The sequence below is a fragment of the Synechococcus sp. UW179B genome (genome assembly GCF_900474245.1).
In the GTDB taxonomy this organism is placed as follows: domain Bacteria; phylum Cyanobacteriota; class Cyanobacteriia; order PCC-6307; family Cyanobiaceae; genus Synechococcus_C.
Map to the genome: position 1 here is coordinate 100,994 of NZ_UCNZ01000023.1, position 23,886 is coordinate 124,879.

Genomic DNA, 23,886 nt, shown 5'->3' on the forward strand with positions numbered 1-23,886 from the left:
CTCTGGGTTTTTGACTTCAAACTCTTTTGGTTGAGATGATTGATTTTCAATTTCCCTGTCAGTTGTAGGTTGAGTTTTAAGATTTATTTGTTTGGTTGTTGGCCCGTTCTCTACTAGGTTTGTAGGTGATGGAAGGATGGTTTTATGGACCAATGGCATGAGCGCAAGAGGCCAGTTTGCCTAGAACGCCGATTTGAGTTTGAAAGCTATGCTGCTACCCGTGATTTTCTTGATCGGCTTGGCGACGTCAGCGAGGCTAAGCAGAGATTTCCTGATATTAGTTTTGGTCGAACCTATGTGAATATCACTCTTCGCCCAGACGCTGAAGGCAATGAAAGTCAGCTGAGTGATGATGATCGTTGCTTTGCTTCAGAAATTGATGCCCTCTTCAGTTGACCTGGCGGCAGCGTATGCCGATTCAGGTGTTGCGGAGGTCCTTCAGCAGCTTGACCAGGAGTTGATTGGTTTGCGGCCAGTGAAGACGCGCATTCGTGAAATAGCGGCGTTGCTTCTGGTGGATCGAGCTCGCCAACAGTTGGATTTGCAAAGCACAGCCCCTGGTTTGCATATGTCTTTTACTGGCAGACCGGGGACGGGGAAGACCACGGTTGCCAAGCGAATATCGCAAATTCTTCATCGGCTTGGCTATTTGCGTAAGGGACATGTTGTCACCGTGACGCGTGATGATCTTGTGGGGCAATATGTCGGGCACACGGCGCCGAAGACTCGTGAGATGGTCAAGCGTGCCTTGGGGGGTGTTCTGTTTATTGATGAAGCCTATTATCTCTATAAATCTGATAATGAACGTGATTACGGAGCAGAAGCGATTGAAATCCTCCTGCAAGATATGGAGCGGCAACGATCAGATTTTGTTGTGATTTTTGCTGGTTATAAGGATCGAATGGCGGAGTTTTATCAATCAAATCCTGGCCTTTCCTCACGGGTCGCCCACCATATTGATTTCCCTGATTACAGCGAGGAGGAGCTCATGGCGATTGCCCTTCTTCTTCTTCATCAGCAGGATTATCACTTCAGTGAATCAGCGCATGATGCCTTTAGTCGTTACATCCAAAGGCGACGACAGTTGCCGTTTTTTGCGAATGCTCGTTCGATTCGAAATGCTCTTGATCGCCTGAGGCTTCGTCAAGCCAATCGCTTGTTTTCTCGTCTGGAGCAACCTCTTAGTCGCGATGATCTGACCACCATCGAAGCTGAGGATGTCTTGGCGAGTCGTGTCTTTCAGGGTGAGATCGAGGGTCGAGATCCTTCTCAGCCTTTAACAACGATTCTGGATTCTGCTTGAGCGGTTGTTAGTGCTTGGGCTGATCCAGATCTCTCCGAATCAGTGCCAGCAAGTAGGACGGTGCTTTGTAACGCCCTGGCAGGCAACGATTGAGTGTTTCCAGGTGTCCCCAGCACACCGTTCGTTCAATGTCCTTGATACTTCGACCTTCTTTCAGAAGTCTCCGTAAGGCTTTGCAGTACAGGGGGTAGCCCGCTTCGAGTTCGCCAATGGTCAGCTTGGCTTGGGCCATAGGATCTCTCAGCTTCGTCTCAACCTAAGAAACCGCGGGGCCCCCCTCTTGAGGAGGACCCATTGCAGTGTCAGTTGAGCCAGGCAATGCAATCGATTTCTACCTTTGAGCCCTTTGGCAACGCAGCAACCTGGACGCAAGCCCTGGCAGGACTGACTCCATCACCAAACATTTCGGCATAAATGGCATTCACGGCTTGAAAGTCACCGAGATCCACGAGAAACACGGTGGTGCGCACGACTTTTGAGGGGTCGGTTCCGGCCTCCTGAAGCACCGCTTTCAAGTTGCGCAACACTTGGCGGGTCTCAGCCTCCACATCTCCATCCCCCACCATCGCTCCAGTGGCAGGATCTAGCGGAATTTGACCGGAGCAATACAGCCAACCACCGGCGATCACAGCCTGGTTGTAAGGCCCCACTGGCGCTGGTGCCTCTTGGGTGATGACAGCCTGGAGTGGGGTGGATGACATGGTTACGGCTCAGAATGAAACTTCATTTTCGCGTTCCGTGTTGATGGAGTCGTGCCCGGTTGAGCTTGATGGTCTTTGGCACCGCTACGGCGGCGCCAATGAAGCATGGACTTTGAAAGACATCAATCTTCAACTGAAGGCGGGTGAGCTTGTGGGGTTGCTGGGGCCATCCGGTTGCGGAAAAACCACGCTGTTGCGTTTAATCGCTGGCTTTGAACATCCCAGTCAGGGCGTGGTTCGCCTGCATGGGAACGACGTCGCCTCATCCCGCGTGCGCCTTGCTCCGGAACGCCGTGGTGTGGGCATGGTCTTCCAGGACTACGCCCTCTTTCCCCACCTCAATGCTTGGGAGAACGCTTGTTTTGGACTGCGTCGCGGTCAGGACACCAGCCGGGCGTCATGGCTGCTTGAACTTTTGGGGCTGACGGCTCTCAGAGGTCGTTACCCGCACGAATTGTCTGGGGGGCAGCGTCAGCGTTTGGCTCTCGCAAGGGCTCTCGCTCCTGCCCCCTCCGTTGTGTTGCTGGACGAACCCTTTTCCAATCTGGATGTTGAAGTGCGTTTGCGTTTGCGCAGCGAGCTGCCTGGTGTGCTCAGTGCCTGCGGGGCCAGTGGGTTGCTGGTGACCCATGACCCGGAAGAGGCCCTTGCGATCTGCGGGCGGGTTGCCATTCTTCGCGACGGTCAACTTCATCAATGCGCGACGCCCCGTGAATTGGTTGAGGTCCCGGCAACGCCCTTTGTCGGGCGGTTCGTGCTGCAACGCAATGTGCTCCCTGTTTGGCGGGATGGAGCGACGTCGTTGTTGCGTTGTTTGCTGGGTGATCTGGAGATTCCAGAGGGGCAGCGCTCCATGAAGCTTCCAGACGATGCCACGGTGTTAATTGATCCGGGGTTGATTGATTTGGAACCGGATGCTGCAGGAGATGCCTGTGTGATGGGGCGGGAGTTTTTGGGTCGCTCCTGGCTTTATCGCATTCAGATCGGAGATCAGCAGTTGCGTCTGATCAGGCCGCTCGGGGAAGACCATCAGAGGGGATTGCGCTGCAGGCTCTCGCTGCAACAGCACAGTGAGGTCTTGCTCCATCCCCAATGTTTATCGCTTCAGGTCTTGCCTTGATTTGATCAGCCTCTCCAGTGGTCTTTGTGTTGACGCAGACGCCCCAGTTGTTCGGAGCTGGTAGCGCGTAAAAACAAGTTGGAGCGCCATTCTTCGGCAATGCTGCTGGGAAGGCTGAGGGAGCCTGATCGCCTTTTTGCTTGCACCTCCTGCAGCCGGTTTGTGATCAGGGCATCGTCAGGGACCTGCTGCGCGGCCCAGCGCAGATTGGCCTCGGTGTATTCGTGCGCGCAGCAGACCAGGGTTTCTGGTGGCAGGGATCCCAGCTTTTGTAAGGCGCGGTGCATGTCAGCCGGTGTTCCCTCAAACAGTCGTCCACATCCAGCGCTGAATAGGGTGTCGCCGCAGAACAACACACCGGTTGGAGAGGTTGAGACCGCTCCCTGGGGCAACCAGTAAGCGATGTGAGCGCGTGTATGGGCACGGACATCCAGAACCCTGACGGGCCTGCCCAAGAGCTCGATTTCATCTCCATCGCGAACGGACAGCGTTTGAAATGGGATCCGCTCTTGGTCGTCCGCGGCGGCGACGACGTCAGCGCCTGCCCAGCGTTGAAGAAGTCCAGGAGTGCCGCCGATATGGTCGGAATGATGATGGGTTTGAAGCACGGCAACGAGTTGTAATCCACGCGTCTCCAGCCAGGCGACGATGGGGTCCGCGACGGCTGGATCGATGACGATGGCCTGATCGCCATGCACCCATACCCAGACGATGTTGTCGTTGAGGACGGCAACTGGGTGGATGCCATCAATCGTGGAGGCCATCGCCATCGTTAAAGTTCTATTCAACGCTTGATTCCATGATCACTGTTGCCCTAGCCAAGGGAGCGCTTCTGAAGGATTCAGTGGCCCGCTTTGCAGCGGCTGGGCTCGATTTTTCTGCAGTTCTCGACCCCGATAACAGGCAACTGATGGTTCCATCAGCGTGTGGGCGAGCCCGAGCGTTGCTGGTGAGGAACGGAGATGTTCCTGTGTATGTGGCGTACGGGCAGGCGCAGCTTGGGGTGGTTGGTTATGACGTTTTGCGGGAGCACCAGATGCCTGTGGCGCAGTTGGTGGACCTGGGCTTTGGCGGGTGCCGTATGGCAGTGGCTGTGAAGGCCAGCAGCGGATATCAACGGGCGACGGATCTGCCTCCCCATTGCCGAGTGGCAAGCAAATTCACCCGCTGTGCTCGCGACCACTTTGATGCCATCGATTTGCCTGTGGAACTCGTCCACCTCACCGGTTCGGTCGAGCTTGGCCCGATCACTGGGATCGCTGAAGCGATTGTGGATCTGGTGGCGACGGGCAGGACGCTTCGCGATAACGGTTTAGTGGCGATCGAAGATCTGTTCCACACCACGGCGCGTTTGGTGGGGCATCCCTTGTCTCTGCGCCTTGATCAAGGCGATCTGCGCCAGATCGTGGAAGCGATGCGGTCGGCAACACCCGCGTCCCAGGTGGCCAGTTGATGGCTGGTTCGGATTTTCAGAGGGTGAAGCGGCTCGGCCGTTATTTGGGCCAAGACCGACGACGACTCACGCTCACGTTGGTGCTTCTCATTCCGGTAGCTCTTGCCGGCGCGATTCAGCCGCTCTTGGTGGGCCAGGCGATTGCCGTGCTGCGGCGTGTCGGAGGCGCTGCCAACGAATCGGTGATTCCCCTCTTTCAGGGTCTCGACAGCACCGTTGCGATCCGTCTGATCATTTTGATGTTGCTGGGCTCCGTTCTGGTTCGCTTGGCTCTTCAGGGGGTCCAGACGTTCAATATCCAAGCTGTTGGCCAGCGACTCACCGCTCGAATCCGCAAGGATTTGTTTGCCCATGCGATGAGTTTGTCCCTGCGGTTTCACGACCGCATGCCTGTGGGCAAGCTGCTGACCCGCCTTACGAGCGATGTCGATGCCTTGGCCGAGGTGTTTGGAAGTGGTGCTGTCGGCGTGCTCGGCGATCTGGTCAGCCTCTTGGTGATTGCGGTTTCGATGCTGCTGATCGAGTGGCGTTTGGGATTGTTGTTGTTGGTGACCCAAGTGCCTGTCACCCTCGTGATTGTTTGGCTCCAAAGGCGCTATCGCAAGGCCAACTATCGAGTGAGGGAGGAGCTTTCGCAACTCAATGCTGATTTTCAGGAGAACCTGCAAGGTCTGGAGGTTGTGCAGATGTTTCGCCGGGAAGCTGTGAATGGAGATCGGTTTCAGAGAACCGGTTTGGCCTATCGAAGCGCTGTGAATGGCACGATTTTTTTTGACAGCAGCATTTCTGCCTTTTTGGAATGGGTGTCGTTAGGCGCGGTTGCCCTGGTGCTCGCTCTCGGTGGATGGATGGTGACAGCAGGGGCGATGGGACTGGGCACGCTGACCACCTTCATCCTGTATTCACAGCGCCTCTTTGACCCTTTGCGCCAAATGGCTGAGCGGTTTACCCAGATTCAGGGGGGACTCACCGCTGTGGAACGAATCGGCGAGCTCCTAGAGGAACCTCTTGAGATTGTTGACCATGGCGCCACACCTGGTTCCGCGCTTCTCCAGAACGCTTCATCTTCACAAGCCCGTGGTGAGGTGATCTTTGACGAGGTGGACTTTGCTTACCGAAAAGACGAAGCGATTCTTCGCAATCTCAGTTTCCGTATCGCACCTGGTGAGCATGTTGCGCTGGTTGGACCCACAGGTTCTGGCAAGACCACGGTGATTCGGCTCCTGTGCAGGTTGTACGAGCCTCAGCGTGGACGAATTCTTCTCGATGGCCAAGACATCCGCAGTTTGCCTTTGCAAGAGCTGCGTCGTCAGCTGGGTGTGGTTCTTCAAGACACCTTTCTTTTCAGTGGAACGGTGGCTGACAACTTGCGTTTGGATCAGCCTCTCGATGATCAGAAACTGCAGGAGGTTTGCCGTGACCTCGGCCTCGACCCCCTGTTAGGTCGATTGCCCGAAGGCTTGAAAACCGAATTGAGAGAGAGGGGCGGCAATCTCAGCTCTGGGGAAAGACAGCTGCTGGCCGTGGCCAGGGTGGCGATTCGCAATCCAACGGTCCTGGTGATGGATGAAGCCACGGCGTTTATGGACCCTTCTACGGAAGCCACCCTGCAGCGCGACTTAGATCGTCTCCTCAACCGCCGCACCGCCGTGGTCATTGCCCACCGACTTGCCACGGTTGAAGCTGCTGATCGGATTTTGGTGCTTCGCCGAGGAAGCCTGATCGAGCAGGGCACCCATCTGCAGTTGCGTGCCAGTGGAGGGTTGTATGCCGAACTTGCTGATCTTCAAGAGCGAGGACTGGCCAGGCTTTGATCGCTGAGCCAGGTCTGGATGGTTTGTGCAAGAAGGTCTGGATGGCTCTGCATGGCCAGATGGCCGCACTGTTTGAGTTCTTTCAGGCAATGTTTGTCGCTGTATTCGGCAAGGTGTTGCACATAGCCGGGTTCCATCACACGGTCTTGTTCACCGCTAATCCATAGGTTTTCTGTCTCCAAATTGGCCACCAGGTTTGGAATCTGTTTGACTGCTCCGCGGGTGGTGCTGTTCACGAGAAGCCCCAGGGCAGCGCGCTGTTCCGCTTGAAATGGCCCCAACGTGCCGATGGGCCCTGGCAGGTCTGCGGGACGAAGTTTCAGAATTAATTGCCCTCCAAACCTGAGACGTCGAAACGGTCTTGGTTGGTAGATCCCGCCTCCGGCCGCCAACATCACCAGGCCCGACAGGGGCTCACCCCAATGTCGCCGCAGATAGGTGTCCGCATGCAGGGCAATGCTTCCTCCCAGCGAGTGACCCATCAACACCACATGGCGACCCTTGGCTTGCGCATGAATGTGCTCCGCAAGCCATTGCCCGTAGGACGCCAAGGTCGGTCGGAGGTGGCGAGGGCGAGACTCCAGTCCAAATCCTGGTAAATCAGGACACCACAAAGGAATGGAGGTGTCTAAGCGCGTCCAGCTTTTTTCAAACGGTGCCCAGACCTTTCGGCTCAGCATCCAACCGTGTACGGCGATCAGCAGCAGATCAGAGGTCATCGGTGCGTCAGGATTAAGCCATCGTCGCAGGACAGGGTGACTAGCACTTCCTCTCTCACCCAACAGATTTTGGTGCATTCCTACGGGAAAGAGGCTCGGATCTGTGAAACACCCAATACGAACCTCTGCCTGGTGTTTAGCCAGTCTCGTCCGATGGATTTGGTCGAGCTGGAGCAGCTCTTAGAGGCCGTGGGCTGGAGTCGCAGACCGGTTCGCCGCGTGCGTAAGGCCCTCGATAACAGCTTGCTCAGGGTGGGGCTGTGGCGCCATGACCCACGCATTCCACGCTTGGTGGGTTTCGCTCGCTGCACTGGAGATGGTGTGCTTGAAGCCACGATTTGGGATGTGGCGGTCCATCCCCTCTATCAGGGGGCTGGGCTTGGTCGTCAGTTGATGGATTACATCCTCGAAGCTTTGACAGAGATGGGAACGGAACGCGCCACGCTCTTCGCCGATCCGGGGGTGTTGCCTTTTTACGACCGTCTTGGCTGGGACTTAGAGCCCAATGGTCATCGTTGTGGTTTTTGGTACTCCAATTGAGTGGCTGAAAGGGGCTTCACGTAGTACTCCGCTGCCAAGCGTGCTGGGGATTCCCCGCGCCGCCAGCGCTGCCGCAACCTGGCGTTCTCCAGGCCGCGGCGCAGAACCCCCCCCCGCTGCCAGCGACGGCCATCGGTGGTGATCGCCAGCCCAAGGGCACGCAAGCGTGTGAGTTGGCTGAGTCTCTGCACGAGGTCGAGATCCTCCATGAGCGGCAGGGGTTGATAGCCACCACTGCGTGCATAGAGAGACCTGTGCAACAGGAGTCCCTGATCTCCATAGGGTCTTTGGCCGCAGCGGCTACGAAGTGCGATCACTCCTTGCAGCAGGCGTCGGGCCGGTGTGCTGGGGTGAATACGCAAGTCAAAAAACCATGCGAATCGTTGGGCATCGGGATGCTCAATGCGACGCAGCACGCGGCTTTCCCAGTGACTGGGTAGGCGGCTGTCGGCATGCAGAAAGAGGAGCCAGTCACTTTCGGTTTGCTGGAGGGCGTGCTCGGCCCCTGCCGCCAGTTGCCTGCCCCGCCCCGCTGGATGCTCCTTGATGAACTGACCGCCAGCGAGAGCGCTGATGCGCTTGCAGTGGTCGGTGCTGCCACCATCCACCACCGTGATCGCGATCGAGTGAGGCCAACGTTGCAGGTCCGCGAGGAGAAGCGGAAGACGCTCCGCCTCGTTGAGGCAAGGAATCACCACGCTGAGCGTGGGGGTGTCAGCGTTCATCGCTGCCATAAACCGAGATCAGCAAGACAATCAATGTCGTTTTTCAGGCTGAGCTGATGGGGGGTGATCCCCAGCCCGCGCGCGCGCGCGCAGGTGATGTTGAACACCTTGTTGCTTCCCCATGGCACGGCAGCAAAGAGTGCATCGAGCTGGGGCCGCGTTAATCCAGGGCCCAGCCCCAGCAACCAATACCCACCGTCGGCGGAGGGGCCAATCACCAACGGTTGGCTTAGCAGTGTTTGGATCGCCTGGATCAGATCGTTTTGGCAAAGATCGGCAAGATCGGTACCGATCACGATCACAGGCTTGTTGCGCTGCCCGGAGCGCGCACGATAAATCTGGCGGAGCATGCGAGCCCCTAGCGATCCATGCCCCTGATCGACGAGGGTGCATGGCGGTAGGCAAGGCAGCGAACGTTGGGCTGATCGGAGGCTGACCCCGCTCATCGCCACGTGTAGATCCACATCCCCACGCTCGGTTAGTGCTTCAGCTACGGCAAAGGTATGGGCGGTGAGCCGTTGCTGAATGATGGCCGCCTGCTCCGTCCCGATGTCGACGGCCAGGCGGCGTTTGCAGCGACCGCTGGCTGGCCAGCGCGCCATCACAACGAGTGTTGGGATGGGGGATCGACTCATCCTTGTCGTGGCAGCTCCTCTGGGATGACCTCCAGGGTTTGCTGTTCTCCATCTCGTTCCACAATCAGCGGCATGGCCTGACCCACCTGTCCTCGGTCAACGGCAAGCTGCACTTCCGAGGGGTCGTTGACAGCGGAGCCATTCACATCTCGGATGAGATCACAAGGTTTAATTCCAGCCTTGGCTGCAGGGCTGCCCTCCACCACTTCAATCACAAGCACGCCGTTGAGTTCTGGGACTTTGCACAGGTTGCTAGTGGCGTTGATTTCCTTGGCTAACTGGGGGGTCAGGCTCTGCAGTCGTACACCGATAAAGGGGTGAGAGGCCTGACCGGTGCTGATGATCTGTTGGGCAATGCGCTTGGCCAGGTTGATTGGGATGGCAAAACTCAGTCCCGCGCCTGGGGCTTGGCGAATGGCTGTGTTGATGCCGATCACTTGCCCTGCGGCATTAATGAGGGGCCCCCCGCTGTTCCCTGGATTCACAGCAGCGTCGGTTTGGATGTAGGGGACACGCTGACCTTCCCCTACGGCGTTGGTCCGATCCACAGCACTGATGATCCCCGCTGTGACCGTGTTGTTGAGCCCGAGAGGATTGCCGATCGCGATCGCCCATTCACCAGGTTTGAGGTCGTTCGAGTTGCCAAGAGGGGCGACGGGCAGCTTTTCAGCCACAACCCGCACCACAGCCACATCCGTTAAGGGGTCGCCGCCAAGAACGCGTCCATTGAAGCTGCGACCGTCAGGCAAGGTGACCGCCACTTTGTCAGCGCCCTCCACCACGTGCGCATTCGTGAAGATCAGACCATCAGAGCGTGTGATGAATCCTGAACCTTGACCGGCTTGTTTTTGGGTGGTTGGGCCCGCTCCAAACAGGCTGCCCAAGGGATTCGAGACGCGTTTCACCGTGTCGATGCGTACGACCGACGGACCCACTCTTTCGACGGCTTGGACAATGACGTTACGGCCTGGTTGTAGAGGGGCCGAACGAGGCCCATCACTGACTTCGGGCACGGTTGCGGGTGCCTTCGCTTCAGGCTCTAAGCCAAGGCGTTGACGCCAGGACGAACTACACCCTCCCATGGCCAAGCTGACCAATCCGATCCCGATCCAGGGCAGGGATCGTGCCAGGGTGCGGGAGACGGCAGCTGCCATGAACAGAAACGTGTTGAAACTGGTCTCATTAAAGACGGGCCACTCGGCATGAAGCGCGTAGATTCGGCATTCGCAGAAGGTGGGATGTGGTTCTGACGGGCAGTGAGCTGTGGAACAAGGTGCAGCACGCCCTTCAGAGCAATCTCAGTAAGCCCACCTTTGAAACGTGGATTCGTCCTGCGCGCTGCAGTTCCTTTCAGGATCGAACGCTCACCCTGCAGGCTCCCAATAGTTTCGCCAGCAATTGGCTGCGCAAGAACTACGCCAGCACGATCGCTGAAGTGGCGCAGGAGATCACTGGTCATCCGATCGAGGTGATCGTGCTCGCTCAAGACGATGAAGACGCGGGCTCTGGGGGCACTCCTGTGTCGGAAGCGTCGGCGTCCAGCCAGCCGCCGGCCTCAACGGCTGCAGCAGTGGCTGCGCCGCCGAGCAGCCGCCCTCCTCGACGGCTCCCCGGCTTGAACATGCGCTACGTGTTCAATCGATTTGTGGTGGGACCGAACAGCCGGATGGCCCATGCCGCTGCTTTGGCCGTCGCTGAGGCCCCAGGTCGTGAATTCAATCCGCTGTTCATCTGTGGTGGCGTGGGCCTAGGGAAGACCCATCTCATGCAGGCAATCGGGCACTACCGCCTGGAGATTGATCCGGAAGCACGGGTGTTTTATGTGTCGACCGAAACGTTCACCAATGATTTGATCACTGCGATTCGTAAGGACGGCATGCAGGCTTTCCGAGACCGTTATCGGGCTGCGGATCTCATCTTGGTGGATGACATTCAATTCATTGAGGGGAAGGAATACACCCAAGAAGAGTTCTTTCACACATTCAATGCTTTGCATGATGCAGGGAGACAGATTGTGATTGCCAGCGATAGGCCACCCAGCCAGATCCCCCGGCTGCAGGAGAGATTGATCTCTCGGTTCTCGATGGGATTAATTGCTGATATCCAGGCCCCTGATCTGGAAACGCGAATGGCGATTCTTCAGAAAAAAGCAGAGCAAGAGCGCGTTGCTCTCCCTAGAGATTTAATCCAATACATTTCTGGACGCTTCACCTCCAACATTCGCGAGCTTGAGGGAGCGCTCACTCGGGCTGTTGCGTTTTCCTCGATCACAGGCATCCCGATGACCGTGGAATCGGTGGCGCCGATGCTCGATCCCAGCGGGCAGGGCGTTGATGTCACACCGCAGCAAGTGATCGAAAAGGTGTCGGAGGTGTTCGACGTCACGGCGGATGACATGCGCAGCAGCAGCCGGCGTCGGGCGGTGAGTCAGGCGCGTCAGGTGGGGATGTTCTTGATGCGGCAAGGGACAGATTTGAGCTTGCCGAGAATTGGCGACACCTTCGGAGGCAAGGATCACACCACCGTGATTTATGCCATTGAGCAAGTAGAAAAAAAGCTGGCGACCGACCCTCAACTCGCGAGTCAGGTTCAACGGGTGAAGGATCTATTGCAAATTGACTCTCGCCGCAGGCGTTAGGGATCACCACCCTTCCAGCCCGCTAGATGGGATGCAGCCGATGAGCGAGCAAGCCGGCGTGCTGCAGGCAGGGCGGGATCCAAATGTTGAGAGCTAAAGGGAGGCATGGGCCGTGTTCGCAACCAAAGCCCCCAACGGAATTCGTGATATGGAATTAAGGGCTGAGGCTTGATCACTCCCTCCTGCTTGAGTTTCCAAACCAGGCTGCGGTAAGGATCATCCTGGAGGCCAAGCAAGGTGGCGGGCAGGTCGTGCGCCGGCCAAGGGCCATTGCCGCGTCCGTCGTGAAGATAAAGCCACCCCTTTTGATGCAGGGCTTGAAGCGCCTCCTCCCTGGTTTTATGGGGCAGCTCGTCGATCACGTAGCCGAACGTCTTGATGCTGGGAACCATTTCGAGCAAGGCTCGGAGGCGGTGATGACGATCCACCATCCAGAGATGTCCAAGCTGATTGCGCACCAGAGGGACTGGCTTGCGATTGAGATAGCGACGACGCTCCTCGGAACTTTCCTCACGGAAATCGCGTTGCCGATTCCATACCTCAGCCATCCCCACACACATCTGTGTGGGTTGAAGGTCAGCAACGGCCACCTCAAAGAGTTTGAACCCTTTGGTGTGGTCAGGTATCGGGGCGTATTCAGGAAGATGCAGAGGGCAGATCTCAACGCTGCATGCATCCCACTATGCCGAGGTTGAGTTCTGAATTGAGTCGCTCATCATCTGTGAGCTGACTGGGCTTCGATTGTTGTGGTGTTCCTGCGCCGAAGCCTGCGGGCAAGATGTGAGAAAACAGTGCGCTCCATGGAACCAATCTTTGATCTTGTGGTTCTCGGTGCTGGGTCTGGAGGTCTGGCGGCTGCCAAACGGGCGGCCCGTTATGGAGCCAAGGTGGCGATTGTGGAGGGAGATCGCGTTGGCGGCACCTGTGTCATTCGTGGCTGTGTGCCGAAAAAGCTTTTGGTGTACGGCTCTCTTCTCTCCGAACAACTCGATGGGGCATCCAGTTATGGCGTGAGTGTGGAGGGGGCAACGTTTGATACGTCTGTGCTTCTGAGCAATGTTCGTCACGAAGTGGATCGCCTGAATGCGCTTCACATCGAGTTTTTGGCCAAAGCGGGGGTGGAGCTGATCAAAGGCTGGGGGCGATTTCTCGATCCCCATCGCATTGGCGTTTCGAGGCTGTGTGAGGGCGAGATCGATCAGGTGCTGCAGGCCAAGCGCGTGATGATTTCCGTGGGTGGGCGCCCTGTTCGGCCGGAGGTCCTAGGGGCGGAGCTCGCTTGGGTGAGCGATGACATGTTTCTGCAGGAGCGTTTTCCGGACAAGGTGGTGGTGGTTGGCGCCGGATTTATTGCTTGTGAATTTGCGGGCATCCTGCGAGGCCTCGGCGTTGGGGTGACCCAGCTGGTGCGGGGTGAACAGCTTTTACGAGGTTTCGACAGCGAGCTTTCAGGCGTTGTGCAGGAGGGCATGCAGGAGAAGGGCATCGATCTGCGCTTTGGAGAAGGCCTCGCTGCGATTGAGGGCCGACCGAACGATTTGACCGTTGTCACCAAAAGTGGGGATCGGCTTCCCTGTGGCGGGGTTTTGTTGGCGACTGGGCGTCAACCATTCCTTTCAGGCCTAGGGCTCGAGGCTGCTGGCGTGGTGGTGGAGGGCCGTCGGATCCCGGTCAATGCAGATCAAGCCACCAATCTCTCCCACATTTTTGCCGTGGGAGATGTGACGGATCGCATTTGCTTGACCCCCGTTGCTGTGGATGAGGGTCGTGCCTTTGCAGACAGTGTGTTTGGAAGCAAGGCTCGACAGGTGAATTACGACTTAGTGGCGAGTGCTGTCTTTAGCCAGCCGGAGCTGGCCACGGTGGGCCTATCGGAAGAGGAGGCGATCGCCAAGCTCGGTGCGGATCGGATTGTGGTTCATCGCGCCCGTTTTCGCTCCATGGCTCAGGCTTTGCCAAAACACGGTCCCCGTTGTTTGTTGAAGCTGGTCTTGGAGGCGAGCAGCGGGAGGGTGCTCGGATGTCACATGGTTGGAGAGCATGCAGCTGAAATCATCCAGATGGCTGCAATCGCTGTCGGGATGGGCGCGACCAAGGCTGATTTCGACCGCACGATGGCCTTGCATCCGACGGTTTCAGAGGAGTTTGTGACGATGGCCTGATCCCTCAATCCCTTGGGTTGGGTCAGCTCATGCGCTCGCTGAGAGTGTCAGCTAAGCGCAGGGCTAAGGCGATCGTCGTCAGACCCGGCCCAACGCTGGGACAGCTTGGGAACAAGCTCGTGTCGGCAATGTAGAGATTGTCGAGTTCATGGCATTTCCCTGTGGCATCGACCACAGAGGCCGCTGGATCGCTGCCCATGCAACAGGTGCCGCATGCGTAGCCCACCACGCTTAAGGGTGCTTCGCCCCGGGGGTGGGTTGGGGCTGGATTGACGACGCGCGTGAGTGGGTCGGCTTCGATGGCTTTGAGAGTGTCAATCCAGCGATAGACCAGTCGGTCATGGGCTTCGCGGTTGTTGTGGATGTAGTTGATGCGGATCTGATCGTTATTGAGCCACACCTTGTTGTGGGTGTCGGGCAAGACTTCAGACATGGCCCACCAAGCCACCGAGCGGGACGCCAGTCGCTCCAGTCCGAAGTCGGGAATCATCTTGGTGACAAGGGACAACACCGGCGGTGACTCTGCAAACAGGGCGTCTTGAAGAACGCCTCCCGCGGCTTGGACGTGGCCGAGGGGGAAGGAGACGTTTTTGTCACCCCAGTAGTAGTCATTGATTCCGAGCGACCGCGCATAGCGTCCGTCGTTGCGTTCGCTCGCGAGCTGCAGGATGGAGGTGAGTTGCAGATTCATCAAGTTGCGACCAACTTGATCGGACCCATTGCTGAGGCCGCGGGGGTGATGGCTGGACTGCGATCGCAGCAGGATGGCCGGAGTGTTGATGGCACCTGCGGCAAGCACGATGAGATCGGCTTTGAACAGCCATGTTTCTCCAGCTACATCGGCTTCCACTCCCTTGACGGAGCTGCCGCTCGGATTCACGTGCAAACGCTTGACCGTGGCTTGCGTTCGGATCTTTAGGTGAGAAGGATCGGCATTATCGAGGCCATACAGCTGGGAATCTCCACTCGGATCTTCCTGGCTATTGGACCAGCTCAGCGGTAGGTCATAGGGCTGGCATCCCTGGCGTTTGAGCGCTTCTCGCAGGGGCTCAAGAAAGGGAACCAGGGGTTTTGGCTCATGGTCAAAAGGGGAAGAGCGGCTTGGTTCGGTTGGGTCAACGCCAGAGCGACCGTGGACCCGGTACAGCTTTTCAGCGGCTGAGTAATAAGGGGAGAGCTGGTCGTAATAGATTGGCCAGGACGGTGAAATCCCTTCTTGCAACGGGACTTCCCCAAAATCCTGTTCGCGCATGCGTTCCAGGACGGCGCCCCAGATTTTGGTGTTGCCGCCGAGGGAATAGGTGGTTTGTGGTGCGAACGGATCCCCGTCGGGGCCAAACCAGCGTTCACTTTTGGGGTGGTAACGATCTTTCCGGAACAGATCCACATCGGCCACGTTTTGATCTTCGAGCGCCATGGCCTCGCCGCGCTCGAGCATCAGCACGGAATGCCCCTGCCTGCTAAGGGCACCGGCAAGCGTTCCACCACCGGCACCACTGCCGATAATGATGACGTCGTAATGGCGGTCGTCGATGATCATGATGGGGAAAATGAAGGCAGATCTAAAAACTCAGACGGATTAGGTGGTGCGTTGCCAGACGTAAATTAGGAGGAAAAGAATGATCCAAATAACATCCACAAAATGCCAAAACAAGCTCACTGAAGTGACACCCATATCGCCTTTCTCGTAATTGTTTGGCCTAAAGGATCGAAGCAGCATGATTCCCATTAATAGAATGCCTGTAATCACATGCAGGCCATGGAATCCCGTTAGCAGAAAAAACGTACCGCCAAAAACACCACTGCTAAGTCCGAACTGAAGTTCGGACCACTCCACATATTGCCCATAAACGAAGTAGGTTCCCATCGCCATCGTGAGAAGCCATAGAGCTCGAAAGCCCCAAAGGTTTTTCTGATGTAAATACCGTTCAGCAAAATAGGCTACAAAGCTTGAACTCACCAGGACAATTGTGTTGATCAAAGGCATGCTTGTTTCCAGCCCTTCAACGCCTTCAGGAAGCCACTCTGGTGCGGTGATTTTGAGCAGTGCAAATCCAGTGAAAAATGCTAGGAAAATAATGCTTTCTGAACACAGGAAAATGATAAAACCTGTGAGGTTGTGCCCATCATGTTTGATGTGGCCGGGTTGATGATTAAGGGGTAAGTCGGGATTGGTTGTGGTCATGGCTTTAGGCCTCCATGGAGCGACGGATATAGAAGTCTTGGTCTTCGACTAAGGGCTTGCCTAAGCCATAGCCGTAAGGCTCACTAATCACAGTCGGAATGTCGTCTTCGAAGTTTTCGGCCGGAGGCGGGGATGGCAGCAGCCATTCCAGACCAATCGCTCGCCAAGGGTTGGGAGGAGCCTTGGGTCCGCGCGCCCAGGAACTCACCATGTTCAGGATGAAGGGGATGGAGGCGACGCCAAGCATGAAGGCGCCGATGCTTGCAATCACGTTCCAGATGGCGAATTCTGGGTCGTAGGAGGCCACACGACGGGGCATGCCTAGCAAGCCGGCCCAGTGAAGTGGAAGCCAGTTGAGCGTGGCTCCGATGAAGGTGAGAACGAAATGGACTTTCCCAAGGCCTTCGTAATACATCTTTCCTGTGAATTTTGGGAACCAGTGGTAAATACCGGCGAAAACACCAAAAACAATGGTGTTGAAGATGACATAGTGGAAGTGGGCTACAACGAAGTAGGTGTTGCCTACATGAATATCAATGGGCACGGTGGCTAGCATCACCCCAGTAATTCCCGCGAAAATAAAATTTATGAGACCGCCGATGCAGAACAGCATTGGTGTGCTCAAGCGCAAATTGCCTGCCCAGAGTGTTCCCAACCAGGCGAATACCTTCACTCCAGTTGGGATGGCAATAAGCATCGTTGTGAACATGAAGATGTGACGCATCCAGTTCGGTGTGCCTGTGTAAAACATGTGGTGAGCCCACACAATCAGGCTCAGAAAGGTGATTCCGAACGAGGCAATTGCTACAAAGCGATAGCCAAATAAAGGTTTGCGTGCATAAACCGGAAAGAGCTCAGAGAAAATTCCAAACACTGGCAACACCAGCACGTAAACGGCCGGGTGGGAATAGAACCAGAAAAAGTGCTGAAACAACACTGGATCACCGCCACCTTCCGGCCTGAAAAAGCTTGTACCGAAACTGAGGTCAAACAGCAGCATCACGGCACCACCTGTGAGAGCCGGCAGTCCTATCAACTGGATGGTCTGGGCGGCCCATGCCGTCCAAACAAAAATCGGCATTCGGAAGAAGCCCATCCCTGGGGCTCTCATCCGGATGATGGTCGTTACGAAATTGATGGCGCCCATGATCGAGGAGATGCCGGACAGGGCCACCGCAAGAATCCAGAGAAACTCTCCATTGATGAAATGGCCGAGTGGATTTTGCAAACTCATCGGTGGGTACGACCACCATCCCGATGAGGCGGGTCCGCCAGGGGCGAAAAAACTTCCCATCAAGACGATGGAGAACACTGGCACCAGCCAGAAAGCAGCGGCATTCAGCTTCGGAAATGCCATGTCTGGTGCCCCGATCATCGTGGGGATCAACAGATTGTTGAAACCGTTGAGAATGGGAAACAGAAACAGGAACAACATCACTGTTCCGTGCATGGTGTAGAGGCCGTTGTAGACGGTTGGGTCCACAAGATCGGCTGGAGGAGTGATCAGTTCGCCCCGCACGATCATGGCCAATAGGCCACCCACTAAAAGGAAGAAAAGGGCCGTGGCGATGTATTGAATTCCAATCACCTTTGCGTCGGTGTTGAAACTGAAGAAGCGCTTCCAGTTGTCAGGGGCTCCAGGAACTGGATGTGGTGCCTTGAGAATGCGAAGGTCGTAGGTGTTCGTCGTCATGGCATGTCTCAGGCGTCGTGTGGAATGGAGGGATCACCGGGGTCGTTCACCATCGGTGCTGGAGCGGGCGGCACCGTGGCCCAGCCCTTGTCACCACGGGCGATGCGGCGGTCATAGAGGGCGCGACTTGGATCAAGACCTTGTTGGAGCGGTTGTTGTGCCGTTGTCTTTAACCAATCGGCGAAATCCTGTGGGGTTTCGACAATCACGTCGGTTTGGTTCTGGGAGAAATAGGCACCGCTGAACATGGCGTCTCGGAGTCGGAATCGCCCTTCTTTTGTTGGAGTAAGGCTGTAAGAAATAATGCTTCCGGGAATGATGTCTTGTTTGAGCCGGAAGGCCGGGACGAAGAAACTGTGGATCACGTCTTCCGAAATCATTCGGAAATTCACACGCTGATCAATCGGGAGATGTAGCTCAGAGCTGCGAACTCCGTCGGGGTAAACGAATTCCCAACTCCACTGACGGGCAATGACATCGATCGGTCCCACCTCAGCAATCGGATCTGCCTCCATCAGCAGAGTTGGATCGGTTCCGATGGCGTATTTGTGCTTCGGCCCGAGGGTTTGAAGCTTCATATTGACGTTCATCGAATAAGTGGCGATCAGGAAGACCGTCACCAGGGGAATGATCGTCCAGGTGATTTCTAATTTGGTGTTGCCTTCGATCGGTGCCCCATCACTTTCGTCGTACTTTCCAGCCCGGTTGAATAACAACACCCAGCCCATAAAGCCGGTGCATCCAAAAAAGATGAATGAGCCGATCCCCGTCTCCAGTGCGAACAGATTGTCGACGTAAGGTGCGGCACTGGATGCTTGGGGTGGGAACCAACTCAGAGACCAAGTCGCCATCAATTTCGAGATGACCAGATTGATAGCGACGGCGACAGTGATGATCACAATGGCGCCAATATTTGGCCCCTTCTTGGGAGTTGCGCTCGTCATGGCAAGACCTCATTGAGATCGGCCCCGGCAGCAAGGAGCTGATCGGCTGTGATGTGAACACCAAATTCACTGGCAAGCCAGGCTCCAAGACTTCCATGGACGCCCATGACGAGGAGCACGACAGCACCGCATCCCAGATAGAGCCAGCTCACCTGACGACCAAAGTCTTTTCGCCACAAAAATCGTTGAAACCCTCTCCAGATGGTCATCACCACAATGATCAGAAGCAGGGCGACCCCTCCGATCGCATGCCACAGCATCGTGTCGATCGCGTTTTGGCCAATGATGCTGCTAACTCCTTGCAGTGGAACGGCAAGCAGCATTTCGTAAAAGCCAGCCGCAACGGTGAAAAAGGTGATCACGCTGCAAGCGAGAAGGTTGTACCAGCCAACATCGTGAAACCCACTTCGTGTGGCTGGTAGTGCTAAGAAACGAAAAACTCTTTTCTCTAGGGGGTAAAAGGCTCCGGCAAAATCAAAGGCGATTCCGATAGCAAACAAGCCAATGGTGAAGTGCACCAAATTGGGATGAATCGGGATCGCGTAGGGGAGATCATTCGCCCCAAGTTTGTCGGCGATTTCATTCACCGGCGAGAGTATGGTGCTGATGACAGTCATGACAGGGCTCCACTACGGACGGCTTCGACCACCGGGACCGTATGGAGGCCATAAATCCAAACAAGTTTGTCGCCAAGGTAAACCTGGCAAAACACCAGGATTGCTAATACTGAATCAATGATCAGAAATCCTCGTGGCAGCACTGTGGGGTCTTTTTGTCTTGCGACATATCGCCACCCTGTCAGGAGGCTGAGAATCGCAGCAAGCGACCAGCCAAGGGTGCTGTGGTAACTCAAAATGTCTCTTGAAGCTCCATAAGGAGTGGCTAGGCCGGCTTCGATCTGTCCAAAGATGATGGCGACGAAGATGGCCACGGTCGCTACCAGCAAGTTCCAGAAGCTCACCTCAAACAGGTTGCGCCGCCCTGTGAACACTCCAATCAGGTCAAAGACCACCGTGATCAGCGCCATCGCAATCACGAAATGAACCACAATTGGATGAATCACATCCAGCCAGGGGAGATTCTTGTCGTTGAGCGGGGGGAGCAGCAGCCCAATCATCGGCATGCCGATCGTGCTCTTTAAGCATGGATAGCTTTTGCTCCGCAGTCATCCCTCCATAACGGAAGAGAAGCAGAAGCCATTGTTGAACGTTATGCGCCCTCTCGTTTGAGCTGTCTCCAATAGCGAGCTGCCTGCACCGTGATGAGCACGACAACAGCAGGCAGTACAACGCAAAGCATGATGAGGCGAAATTCGTCTGACCATGACGAGAGCCCTGTGCGGGGAAGAACGTTGTCAGTGATGTATAGGAAGTAAAGGCCAACCAGTAAGCCCCCTTCAAGCCTGCTGATTCGTCCTTTGGTCCAGAAGATTGGTAGGCAAGCCAGGCTTGTCAGAATCATCACTGGCATGTCGTCATGAATTAAATCCTGGCTCACACTTAGGCCGTCTGATCCAGCCGCCAATGCTCCTCCAGCAAGGACAAGAAGAAGATTGAGAAGACAGCTGCCAACAACATTTCCGATCGCGAGATCCGTTCTTCCTTTCAATGCTGCGACCACTGAAGTGATCAGTTCAGGCATGGAAGTGCCTGCAGAAACAATGGTGAGACCAATGATGGGTTGAGGAACCTTGAGGATCTCGGCAACTCCACTGGCTCCATTCACAAGCAGATTGGCGCCAAATCCGAGAACAACAATGCCAACGACAAGGCGCACCACGGCCTTGAACCAACCCTCTTTAGCTGTCTCGAGGTCAATCTCTGGTTCGGCAGGTTCCATTTCCTCTGGTTCCTCCCGTGCTGTGCGGATTTCCCAGACGGTGTTAATCACCAGACCCAGCAGGAGTGCAACGCCTGATTGCCAGGTCACACGTCCCGCCGATGCCATCCCCCAAGCCGCCGCCGAAACGGCAAGGAGGAGCGGGACATCCCTTCTCACCAGACGGCTTTCCACTTTCAGCGGCAGAACGAGGGCGCTGCAGCCGAGCACGACCAACACATTGAAAATGTTGCTCCCCACCACGTTGCTGACGGCCAGCGCATCAGCCCCTTGCACCACGGAACTGATGCTGACAAAAAATTCTGGTGCGCTCGTCCCAAGCGAAACCACCGTCAGGCCAATGACCAGCTGAGGGACGCCGAGGATGACAGCCAGAATGACCGCACCTTGGACGAATAACTCGCCCCCGCCGAACAGAAGTCCGATTCCCACCAAGAGCTCGAGGGTAGAGATCAGAAAGTCAGGCATCGACTCCGTGCTTCTTCAGATTCAGAACTATCTTCCTTGCTCGCCTTGACGGCTGCAAAGAGGAAGAGACTTAGCATTATCCAACTTCAAAGACGGGACTCTGGTGCTCCTTAATTACATCAGCACTCGCAACATCCGTGGTGATGCCTTTGGTGGGCTCACGGCTGCTGTGGTGGCACTTCCAATGGCGCTGGCTTTCGGCGTGGCTTCTGGCGCTGGTGCGGCTGCAGGTCTTTGGGGTGCAGTGATTATTGGCCTGGTGGCGGCCCTGTTTGGTGGGACATCCACGCTGATCTCTGAGCCCACTGGTCCGATGACGGTGGTGTTCACAGCGGTGATCCTCAATTTCACCAGCCAAATCCCCGACCGATCGACAGCGCTGGCGCTGGCTTTCATGGTGGTGATGCTCGCAGGCCTCTTCCAGATCCTGTTCGGACTTTGTCGATTAGGCCGATACATCACGATGATGCCTTACACCGTGATTTCAGGCTTTATGTCTGGAATTGGGGTGATTCTTGTCATCCTTCAGCTGGCCCCATTTTTGGGTCAGACCAGTCCAACGGGCGGTGTGATTGGCACCTTATCCAGTCTGCCTCAGTTGATTTCCGGTGCACAACCGCTGGAGTTTTTACTTGCACTCATCACGCTGCTGATTCTTTGGTTTACCCCTGAAAGTTGGAAGCGTTTTTGTCCTCCCCAGCTTCTCGCCCTCGTTGTTGGAACAGCGTTATCTCTCAGCATCTTTTCGGATGCTGGTTTAAGCCGAATTCCTGAGTTTTCCGCTGAGTTTCCTCGTTTTCAGCCACCTACATTTTCTGGAATTACTCCAGATTTGCTGCGGCTGATGGTGGTGAATGGGGCCGTGTTGGGAATGCTTGGTTGTATTGATGCCCTCCTCACTTCTGTTGTGGCTGACAGCCTTACGCGCACAGAACACGACTCCAATAAGGAACTCATCGGTCAGGGTCTAGGTAATTTAGTGTCTGGTTTATTTGGTGGCCTCCCGGGCGCTGGCGCCACGATGGGAACGGTTGTCAACATTCAGGCGGGCGGACGTTCTGCCCTGTCGGGAATTGTGAGAGCGATCATTTTGATGCTTGTCATTTTGGTGGCAGCACCTTGGGCTTCGCTGATTCCCTTGGCTGTGCTGGCCGGGATTGCCCTGAAGGTTGGTTTTGACATTATCGATTGGAGTTTTTTGATGCGCGCTCATCATCTTTCGATGAAAGCAGCATGCATTACGTATGGAGTGATTGGTCTCACCGTTCTCGTCGATTTGATTTGGGCCGTGTTCATTGGAGTTTTTGTTGCCAATGTTCTAACGATTGAACGGATGACGGCCCTTCAGTCCAAGGGGGTGAAGACAATTAGTACCACCGATGATGATGTGACGCTGCCGCTTGATGAACAAGCGCTGCTCGATCGTGCATCTGGACGACTTTTGCTCTTTCAGCTAACCGGGCCGATGATTTTTGGTGTCGCTAAAACCATCAATCGTGAGCACAATGCGATTGAGGCTTGTGAGGCTGTGTTGTTTGATCTCAGTGAAGTGTCTCACCTCGGTGTAACGGCCTCCCTGGCCCTTGAAAATGCGATCAAAGAAGCCATTGAAGTAGGCCGTTTGGTGTATGTCGTTGTCCACCCTGGGGCGACACGCAAGCGCTTGGAGAAACTCAAGCTTCTTGACCTTCTGCCCGAAGATCACGTCAGCGCCAGTCGTTATGAGGTGTTGTTGCGTGCCGTCAATCAATTGCCTCAGCTTCAGGAGCTTTCTTCCTAGATGACCTGCTCAGATCGTCTGGTCTTGCGTCGTCCGGATGATTGGCATGTCCATCTCCGCGATGGGCCCATGTTGGAAGCGGTGCTGTTTGCCACGGCCAGAGTGTTCGCAAGGGCTGTTGTCATGCCTAACCTGCGCCCACCGATTACGACCGTGGAAGCTGCGCAGCGGTATCGCCAGAGGATTAAGAACGCGCTGACAGACGGCCTGGTTTTTACACCGTTGATGACTGCGTATCTGACGGATGACCTTGATCCCGAAGAGCTGGAACGAGGTTTTGCGGAGGGGGTGTTTGCTGCTGCAAAGCTTTACCCCGCCAATGCCACCACCAATTCAGCGGCTGGGGTGAGCGATCTGGCTTTGATTGCGCCCCTGCTGGAAAGGATGGAGGCGATCGACATGCCCTTGCTCATTCATGGAGAGGTCACCGATCCAGATGTGGATGTGTTTGACCGGGAGGCGGTTTTTATTGAACGACATCTCATCCCCTTGCGTCAGCGTCACCCTGGATTGCGGATTGTTTTAGAGCACATCACCACAGAGCAGGCCGTGGATTACGTCGCAAGCGGCGACCAGCGTTTGGCTGCCACGATTACGCCGCATCACCTCCATCTCAATCGCAATGCGATGTTCGTGGGTGGCTTGAAAAGTGATTTTTACTGTCTTCCTGTCGTCAAAAGAGAATGTCATCGTCGTGCCTTGGTTAAGGCGGCAACGAGTGGCCTTCCATGCTTTTTCCTTGGCACGGATTCCGCACCCCATCCCCGAGCGGGGAAGGAGTCAGCCTGTGGTTGTGCCGGAATCTTCAACGCCATGCATGCCATGGAGAGCTATGCCGCTGTGTTTGACCAGGAGGGTGCACTGGATCGCTTAGAGGCCTTTGCGAGTGAATTTGGCCCGCGCTTTTACGGATTGCCCCTCAACACAGACACCATTGCGTTGGTGCGTCAGCCGCAGACCGTGCCGAACCAGCTCACTCTCCCTCAAGGTCTTGTAGGAGAACTTGACTCTGGAGAAGCCCCTGTGTTTTTTCATGCTGGCGAGTCTCTGGCTTGGTCTGTTGACCTGGCTGCTGGGGATTAAGGGATCAGGATCACATTCGCTTCCCCAAAAGCTGCTGGATCCACGATTGACTCCCTCAATGGTTGCCTCACTGGTTGCCATTGC

At 55.9% G+C, this 23,886-nt stretch carries 25 protein-coding genes; 10 read left to right on the forward strand and 15 right to left on the reverse strand.

Features of this window, described 5'->3' with window-relative positions; translation table 11 throughout:
• The first annotated feature begins 144 nt into the window (after positions 1-144).
• Positions 145-396, forward strand: coding sequence for a 4a-hydroxytetrahydrobiopterin dehydratase (locus DXY38_RS10280; RefSeq protein WP_115071563.1), 252 nt, complete (start codon positions 145-147; stop codon positions 394-396).
• Positions 380-1,303 carry a CbbX protein gene (cbbX, locus tag DXY38_RS10285; protein ID WP_115071564.1) on the forward strand — a complete coding sequence of 308 codons (924 nt, stop codon included), beginning with the start codon at positions 380-382 and terminating at the stop codon, positions 1,301-1,303. The genes DXY38_RS10280 and cbbX overlap by 17 nt, the downstream gene beginning before the upstream one ends.
• A gap of 7 nt (positions 1,304-1,310) precedes the next feature.
• On the opposite strand, the gene DXY38_RS10290 is transcribed toward cbbX, so the two are convergent.
• Positions 1,311-1,535, reverse strand: coding sequence for a DUF3136 domain-containing protein (locus tag DXY38_RS10290; RefSeq protein WP_006853336.1), 225 nt, complete (start codon positions 1,533-1,535; stop codon positions 1,311-1,313).
• A 70-nt stretch (positions 1,536-1,605) separates the two neighbouring features.
• On the reverse strand, positions 1,606-2,004 hold the full coding sequence (locus DXY38_RS10295; protein WP_006853335.1) for a RidA family protein: 399 nt from the start codon (positions 2,002-2,004) through the stop codon (positions 1,606-1,608).
• On the opposite strand from DXY38_RS10295, the gene DXY38_RS10300 reads away from it, so the two are divergent.
• Positions 2,003-3,124 carry an ABC transporter ATP-binding protein gene (locus DXY38_RS10300; protein ID WP_115071565.1) on the forward strand — a complete coding sequence of 374 codons (1,122 nt, stop codon included), beginning with the start codon at positions 2,003-2,005 and terminating at the stop codon, positions 3,122-3,124. The two genes, DXY38_RS10295 and DXY38_RS10300, sit on opposite strands and share 2 nt — an antisense overlap.
• 5 nt (positions 3,125-3,129) lie before the next feature.
• Here DXY38_RS10300 and gloB read toward each other — a convergent pair whose 3' ends face one another.
• The gene (gene gloB / locus DXY38_RS10305; RefSeq protein ID WP_115071566.1) at positions 3,130-3,894 is read right to left on the reverse strand and encodes a hydroxyacylglutathione hydrolase; all 765 of its coding nucleotides are present in this window, start codon (positions 3,892-3,894) and stop codon (positions 3,130-3,132) included.
• Positions 3,895-3,923: 29 nt separating this feature from the next.
• On the opposite strand from gloB, the gene hisG reads away from it, so the two are divergent.
• A complete protein-coding gene (hisG, locus tag DXY38_RS10310; RefSeq protein WP_006853332.1) occupies positions 3,924-4,577 on the forward strand; it encodes an ATP phosphoribosyltransferase in 654 nt (217 codons plus the stop codon).
• On the forward strand, positions 4,577-6,391 hold the full coding sequence (locus DXY38_RS10315; protein WP_115071567.1) for an ABC transporter ATP-binding protein: 1,815 nt from the start codon (positions 4,577-4,579) through the stop codon (positions 6,389-6,391). The genes hisG and DXY38_RS10315 overlap by 1 nt, the downstream gene beginning before the upstream one ends.
• On the opposite strand, the gene DXY38_RS10320 is transcribed toward DXY38_RS10315, so the two are convergent.
• Positions 6,364-7,110 (reverse strand): alpha/beta fold hydrolase, encoded by a 747-nt coding sequence (locus DXY38_RS10320; RefSeq protein WP_006853330.1) that lies wholly within the window; start codon positions 7,108-7,110, stop codon positions 6,364-6,366. The genes DXY38_RS10315 and DXY38_RS10320 overlap by 28 nt on opposite strands.
• A 36-nt stretch (positions 7,111-7,146) precedes the next feature.
• Here DXY38_RS10320 and DXY38_RS10325 point away from each other — a divergent pair, with 36 nt between their 5' ends.
• Positions 7,147-7,650, forward strand: a complete 504-nt coding sequence (locus DXY38_RS10325) for a GNAT family N-acetyltransferase (RefSeq protein ID WP_006853329.1) — start codon at positions 7,147-7,149, stop codon at positions 7,648-7,650.
• On the opposite strand, the gene DXY38_RS10330 is transcribed toward DXY38_RS10325, so the two are convergent.
• From DXY38_RS10330 to DXY38_RS10340, 3 genes are read right to left on the reverse strand one after another with little or no spacing between them, the layout of a single operon-like run.
• Complete coding sequence (locus tag DXY38_RS10330) at positions 7,620-8,375, reverse strand: TIGR04283 family arsenosugar biosynthesis glycosyltransferase (RefSeq protein WP_115071635.1); 756 nt, start codon at positions 8,373-8,375, stop codon at positions 7,620-7,622. The two genes, DXY38_RS10325 and DXY38_RS10330, sit on opposite strands and share 31 nt — an antisense overlap.
• Positions 8,372-9,010 (reverse strand): TIGR04282 family arsenosugar biosynthesis glycosyltransferase, encoded by a 639-nt coding sequence (locus DXY38_RS10335; protein WP_115071569.1) that lies wholly within the window; start codon positions 9,008-9,010, stop codon positions 8,372-8,374. Before DXY38_RS10335 ends, DXY38_RS10330 begins: the two co-directional genes overlap by 4 nt.
• On the reverse strand, positions 9,007-10,164 hold the full coding sequence (locus DXY38_RS10340; RefSeq protein WP_115071570.1) for a trypsin-like peptidase domain-containing protein: 1,158 nt from the start codon (positions 10,162-10,164) through the stop codon (positions 9,007-9,009). The genes DXY38_RS10335 and DXY38_RS10340 overlap by 4 nt, the downstream gene beginning before the upstream one ends.
• Positions 10,165-10,250: 86 nt before the next feature.
• Here DXY38_RS10340 and dnaA point away from each other — a divergent pair, with 86 nt between their 5' ends.
• The gene (gene dnaA, locus DXY38_RS10345; protein ID WP_115071571.1) at positions 10,251-11,648 is read left to right on the forward strand and encodes a chromosomal replication initiator protein DnaA; all 1,398 of its coding nucleotides are present in this window, start codon (positions 10,251-10,253) and stop codon (positions 11,646-11,648) included.
• Here dnaA and DXY38_RS10350 read toward each other — a convergent pair.
• The gene (locus tag DXY38_RS10350) at positions 11,645-12,238 is read right to left on the reverse strand and encodes a ParB-like protein (RefSeq protein ID WP_256359570.1); all 594 of its coding nucleotides are present in this window, start codon (positions 12,236-12,238) and stop codon (positions 11,645-11,647) included. The two genes, dnaA and DXY38_RS10350, sit on opposite strands and share 4 nt — an antisense overlap.
• 210 nt (positions 12,239-12,448) lie before the next feature.
• Here DXY38_RS10350 and gorA point away from each other — a divergent pair, with 210 nt between their 5' ends.
• Positions 12,449-13,810, forward strand: a complete 1,362-nt coding sequence (gene gorA, locus DXY38_RS10355) for a glutathione-disulfide reductase (RefSeq protein WP_115071636.1) — start codon at positions 12,449-12,451, stop codon at positions 13,808-13,810.
• 22 nt (positions 13,811-13,832) lie between these two features.
• Here the strand turns inward: gorA and DXY38_RS10360 are convergent, their stop codons facing one another.
• From DXY38_RS10360 to DXY38_RS10390, 7 genes are all read right to left on the reverse strand, one after another.
• Positions 13,833-15,350 (reverse strand): GMC oxidoreductase, encoded by a 1,518-nt coding sequence (locus tag DXY38_RS10360; protein WP_115071573.1) that lies wholly within the window; start codon positions 15,348-15,350, stop codon positions 13,833-13,835.
• A gap of 39 nt (positions 15,351-15,389) precedes the next feature.
• On the reverse strand, positions 15,390-15,995 hold the full coding sequence (locus DXY38_RS10365) for a heme-copper oxidase subunit III (RefSeq protein WP_115071574.1): 606 nt from the start codon (positions 15,993-15,995) through the stop codon (positions 15,390-15,392).
• 4 nt (positions 15,996-15,999) lie between these two features.
• Entirely contained in the window at positions 16,000-17,688 is a 1,689-nt protein-coding gene (locus DXY38_RS10370) for a cbb3-type cytochrome c oxidase subunit I (RefSeq protein ID WP_006853320.1), read from the reverse strand.
• Positions 17,689-17,696: 8 nt separating this feature from the next.
• Positions 17,697-18,632, reverse strand: a complete 936-nt coding sequence (locus DXY38_RS10375; RefSeq protein ID WP_115071575.1) for a cytochrome c oxidase subunit II — start codon at positions 18,630-18,632, stop codon at positions 17,697-17,699.
• Entirely contained in the window at positions 18,629-19,249 is a 621-nt protein-coding gene (locus DXY38_RS10380) for a DUF2231 domain-containing protein (protein ID WP_115071576.1), read from the reverse strand. The genes DXY38_RS10375 and DXY38_RS10380 overlap by 4 nt, the downstream gene beginning before the upstream one ends.
• Positions 19,246-19,755 (reverse strand): DUF2231 domain-containing protein, encoded by a 510-nt coding sequence (locus DXY38_RS10385; RefSeq protein WP_115071577.1) that lies wholly within the window; start codon positions 19,753-19,755, stop codon positions 19,246-19,248. The genes DXY38_RS10380 and DXY38_RS10385 overlap by 4 nt, the downstream gene beginning before the upstream one ends.
• Before the next feature lie 86 nt (positions 19,756-19,841).
• The gene (locus DXY38_RS10390; protein WP_115071578.1) at positions 19,842-20,939 is read right to left on the reverse strand and encodes a calcium/sodium antiporter; all 1,098 of its coding nucleotides are present in this window, start codon (positions 20,937-20,939) and stop codon (positions 19,842-19,844) included.
• A gap of 103 nt (positions 20,940-21,042) precedes the next feature.
• Here DXY38_RS10390 and DXY38_RS10395 point away from each other — a divergent pair, with 103 nt between their 5' ends.
• Together DXY38_RS10395 and pyrC are read left to right on the forward strand one after the other, a co-directional pair.
• Positions 21,043-22,719, forward strand: coding sequence for a SulP family inorganic anion transporter (locus DXY38_RS10395; RefSeq protein WP_115071579.1), 1,677 nt, complete (start codon positions 21,043-21,045; stop codon positions 22,717-22,719).
• The gene (pyrC, locus tag DXY38_RS10400; protein WP_115071580.1) at positions 22,720-23,802 is read left to right on the forward strand and encodes a dihydroorotase; all 1,083 of its coding nucleotides are present in this window, start codon (positions 22,720-22,722) and stop codon (positions 23,800-23,802) included. It begins immediately after the preceding gene.
• Positions 23,803-23,886: the final 84 nt, after the last annotated feature.

What these genes read in the sequence shown, in the direction of transcription:
- DXY38_RS10280 (WP_115071563.1), top strand. Translation starts at nt 145, where the DNA reads ATGGACCAATGGCATGAGCGCAAGAGGCCAGTTTGCCTAGAACGCCGA.
- cbbX (WP_115071564.1), top strand. Translation starts at nt 380, where the DNA reads ATGCCCTCTTCAGTTGACCTGGCGGCAGCGTATGCCGATTCAGGTGTT.
- DXY38_RS10290 (WP_006853336.1), bottom strand. Translation starts at nt 1,535, where the DNA reads ATGGCCCAAGCCAAGCTGACCATTGGCGAACTCGAAGCGGGCTACCCC.
- DXY38_RS10300 (WP_115071565.1), top strand. Translation starts at nt 2,003, where the DNA reads ATGGTTACGGCTCAGAATGAAACTTCATTTTCGCGTTCCGTGTTGATG.
- DXY38_RS10295 (WP_006853335.1), bottom strand. Translation starts at nt 2,004, where the DNA reads ATGTCATCCACCCCACTCCAGGCTGTCATCACCCAAGAGGCACCAGCG.
- gloB (WP_115071566.1), bottom strand. Translation starts at nt 3,894, where the DNA reads ATGGCGATGGCCTCCACGATTGATGGCATCCACCCAGTTGCCGTCCTC.
- hisG (WP_006853332.1), top strand. Translation starts at nt 3,924, where the DNA reads ATGATCACTGTTGCCCTAGCCAAGGGAGCGCTTCTGAAGGATTCAGTG.
- DXY38_RS10315 (WP_115071567.1), top strand. Translation starts at nt 4,577, where the DNA reads ATGGCTGGTTCGGATTTTCAGAGGGTGAAGCGGCTCGGCCGTTATTTG.
- DXY38_RS10320 (WP_006853330.1), bottom strand. Translation starts at nt 7,110, where the DNA reads ATGACCTCTGATCTGCTGCTGATCGCCGTACACGGTTGGATGCTGAGC.
- DXY38_RS10330 (WP_115071635.1), bottom strand. Translation starts at nt 8,375, where the DNA reads ATGAACGCTGACACCCCCACGCTCAGCGTGGTGATTCCTTGCCTCAAC.
- DXY38_RS10335 (WP_115071569.1), bottom strand. Translation starts at nt 9,010, where the DNA reads ATGAGTCGATCCCCCATCCCAACACTCGTTGTGATGGCGCGCTGGCCA.
- DXY38_RS10340 (WP_115071570.1), bottom strand. Translation starts at nt 10,164, where the DNA reads ATGGCAGCTGCCGTCTCCCGCACCCTGGCACGATCCCTGCCCTGGATC.
- gorA (WP_115071636.1), top strand. Translation starts at nt 12,449, where the DNA reads ATGGAACCAATCTTTGATCTTGTGGTTCTCGGTGCTGGGTCTGGAGGT.
- DXY38_RS10360 (WP_115071573.1), bottom strand. Translation starts at nt 15,350, where the DNA reads ATGATCATCGACGACCGCCATTACGACGTCATCATTATCGGCAGTGGT.
- DXY38_RS10365 (WP_115071574.1), bottom strand. Translation starts at nt 15,995, where the DNA reads ATGACCACAACCAATCCCGACTTACCCCTTAATCATCAACCCGGCCAC.
- DXY38_RS10370 (WP_006853320.1), bottom strand. Translation starts at nt 17,688, where the DNA reads ATGACGACGAACACCTACGACCTTCGCATTCTCAAGGCACCACATCCA.
- DXY38_RS10375 (WP_115071575.1), bottom strand. Translation starts at nt 18,632, where the DNA reads ATGACGAGCGCAACTCCCAAGAAGGGGCCAAATATTGGCGCCATTGTG.
- DXY38_RS10380 (WP_115071576.1), bottom strand. Translation starts at nt 19,249, where the DNA reads ATGACTGTCATCAGCACCATACTCTCGCCGGTGAATGAAATCGCCGAC.
- DXY38_RS10385 (WP_115071577.1), bottom strand. Translation starts at nt 19,755, where the DNA reads ATGCCGATGATTGGGCTGCTGCTCCCCCCGCTCAACGACAAGAATCTC.
- DXY38_RS10390 (WP_115071578.1), bottom strand. Translation starts at nt 20,939, where the DNA reads ATGCCTGACTTTCTGATCTCTACCCTCGAGCTCTTGGTGGGAATCGGA.
- pyrC (WP_115071580.1), top strand. Translation starts at nt 22,720, where the DNA reads ATGACCTGCTCAGATCGTCTGGTCTTGCGTCGTCCGGATGATTGGCAT.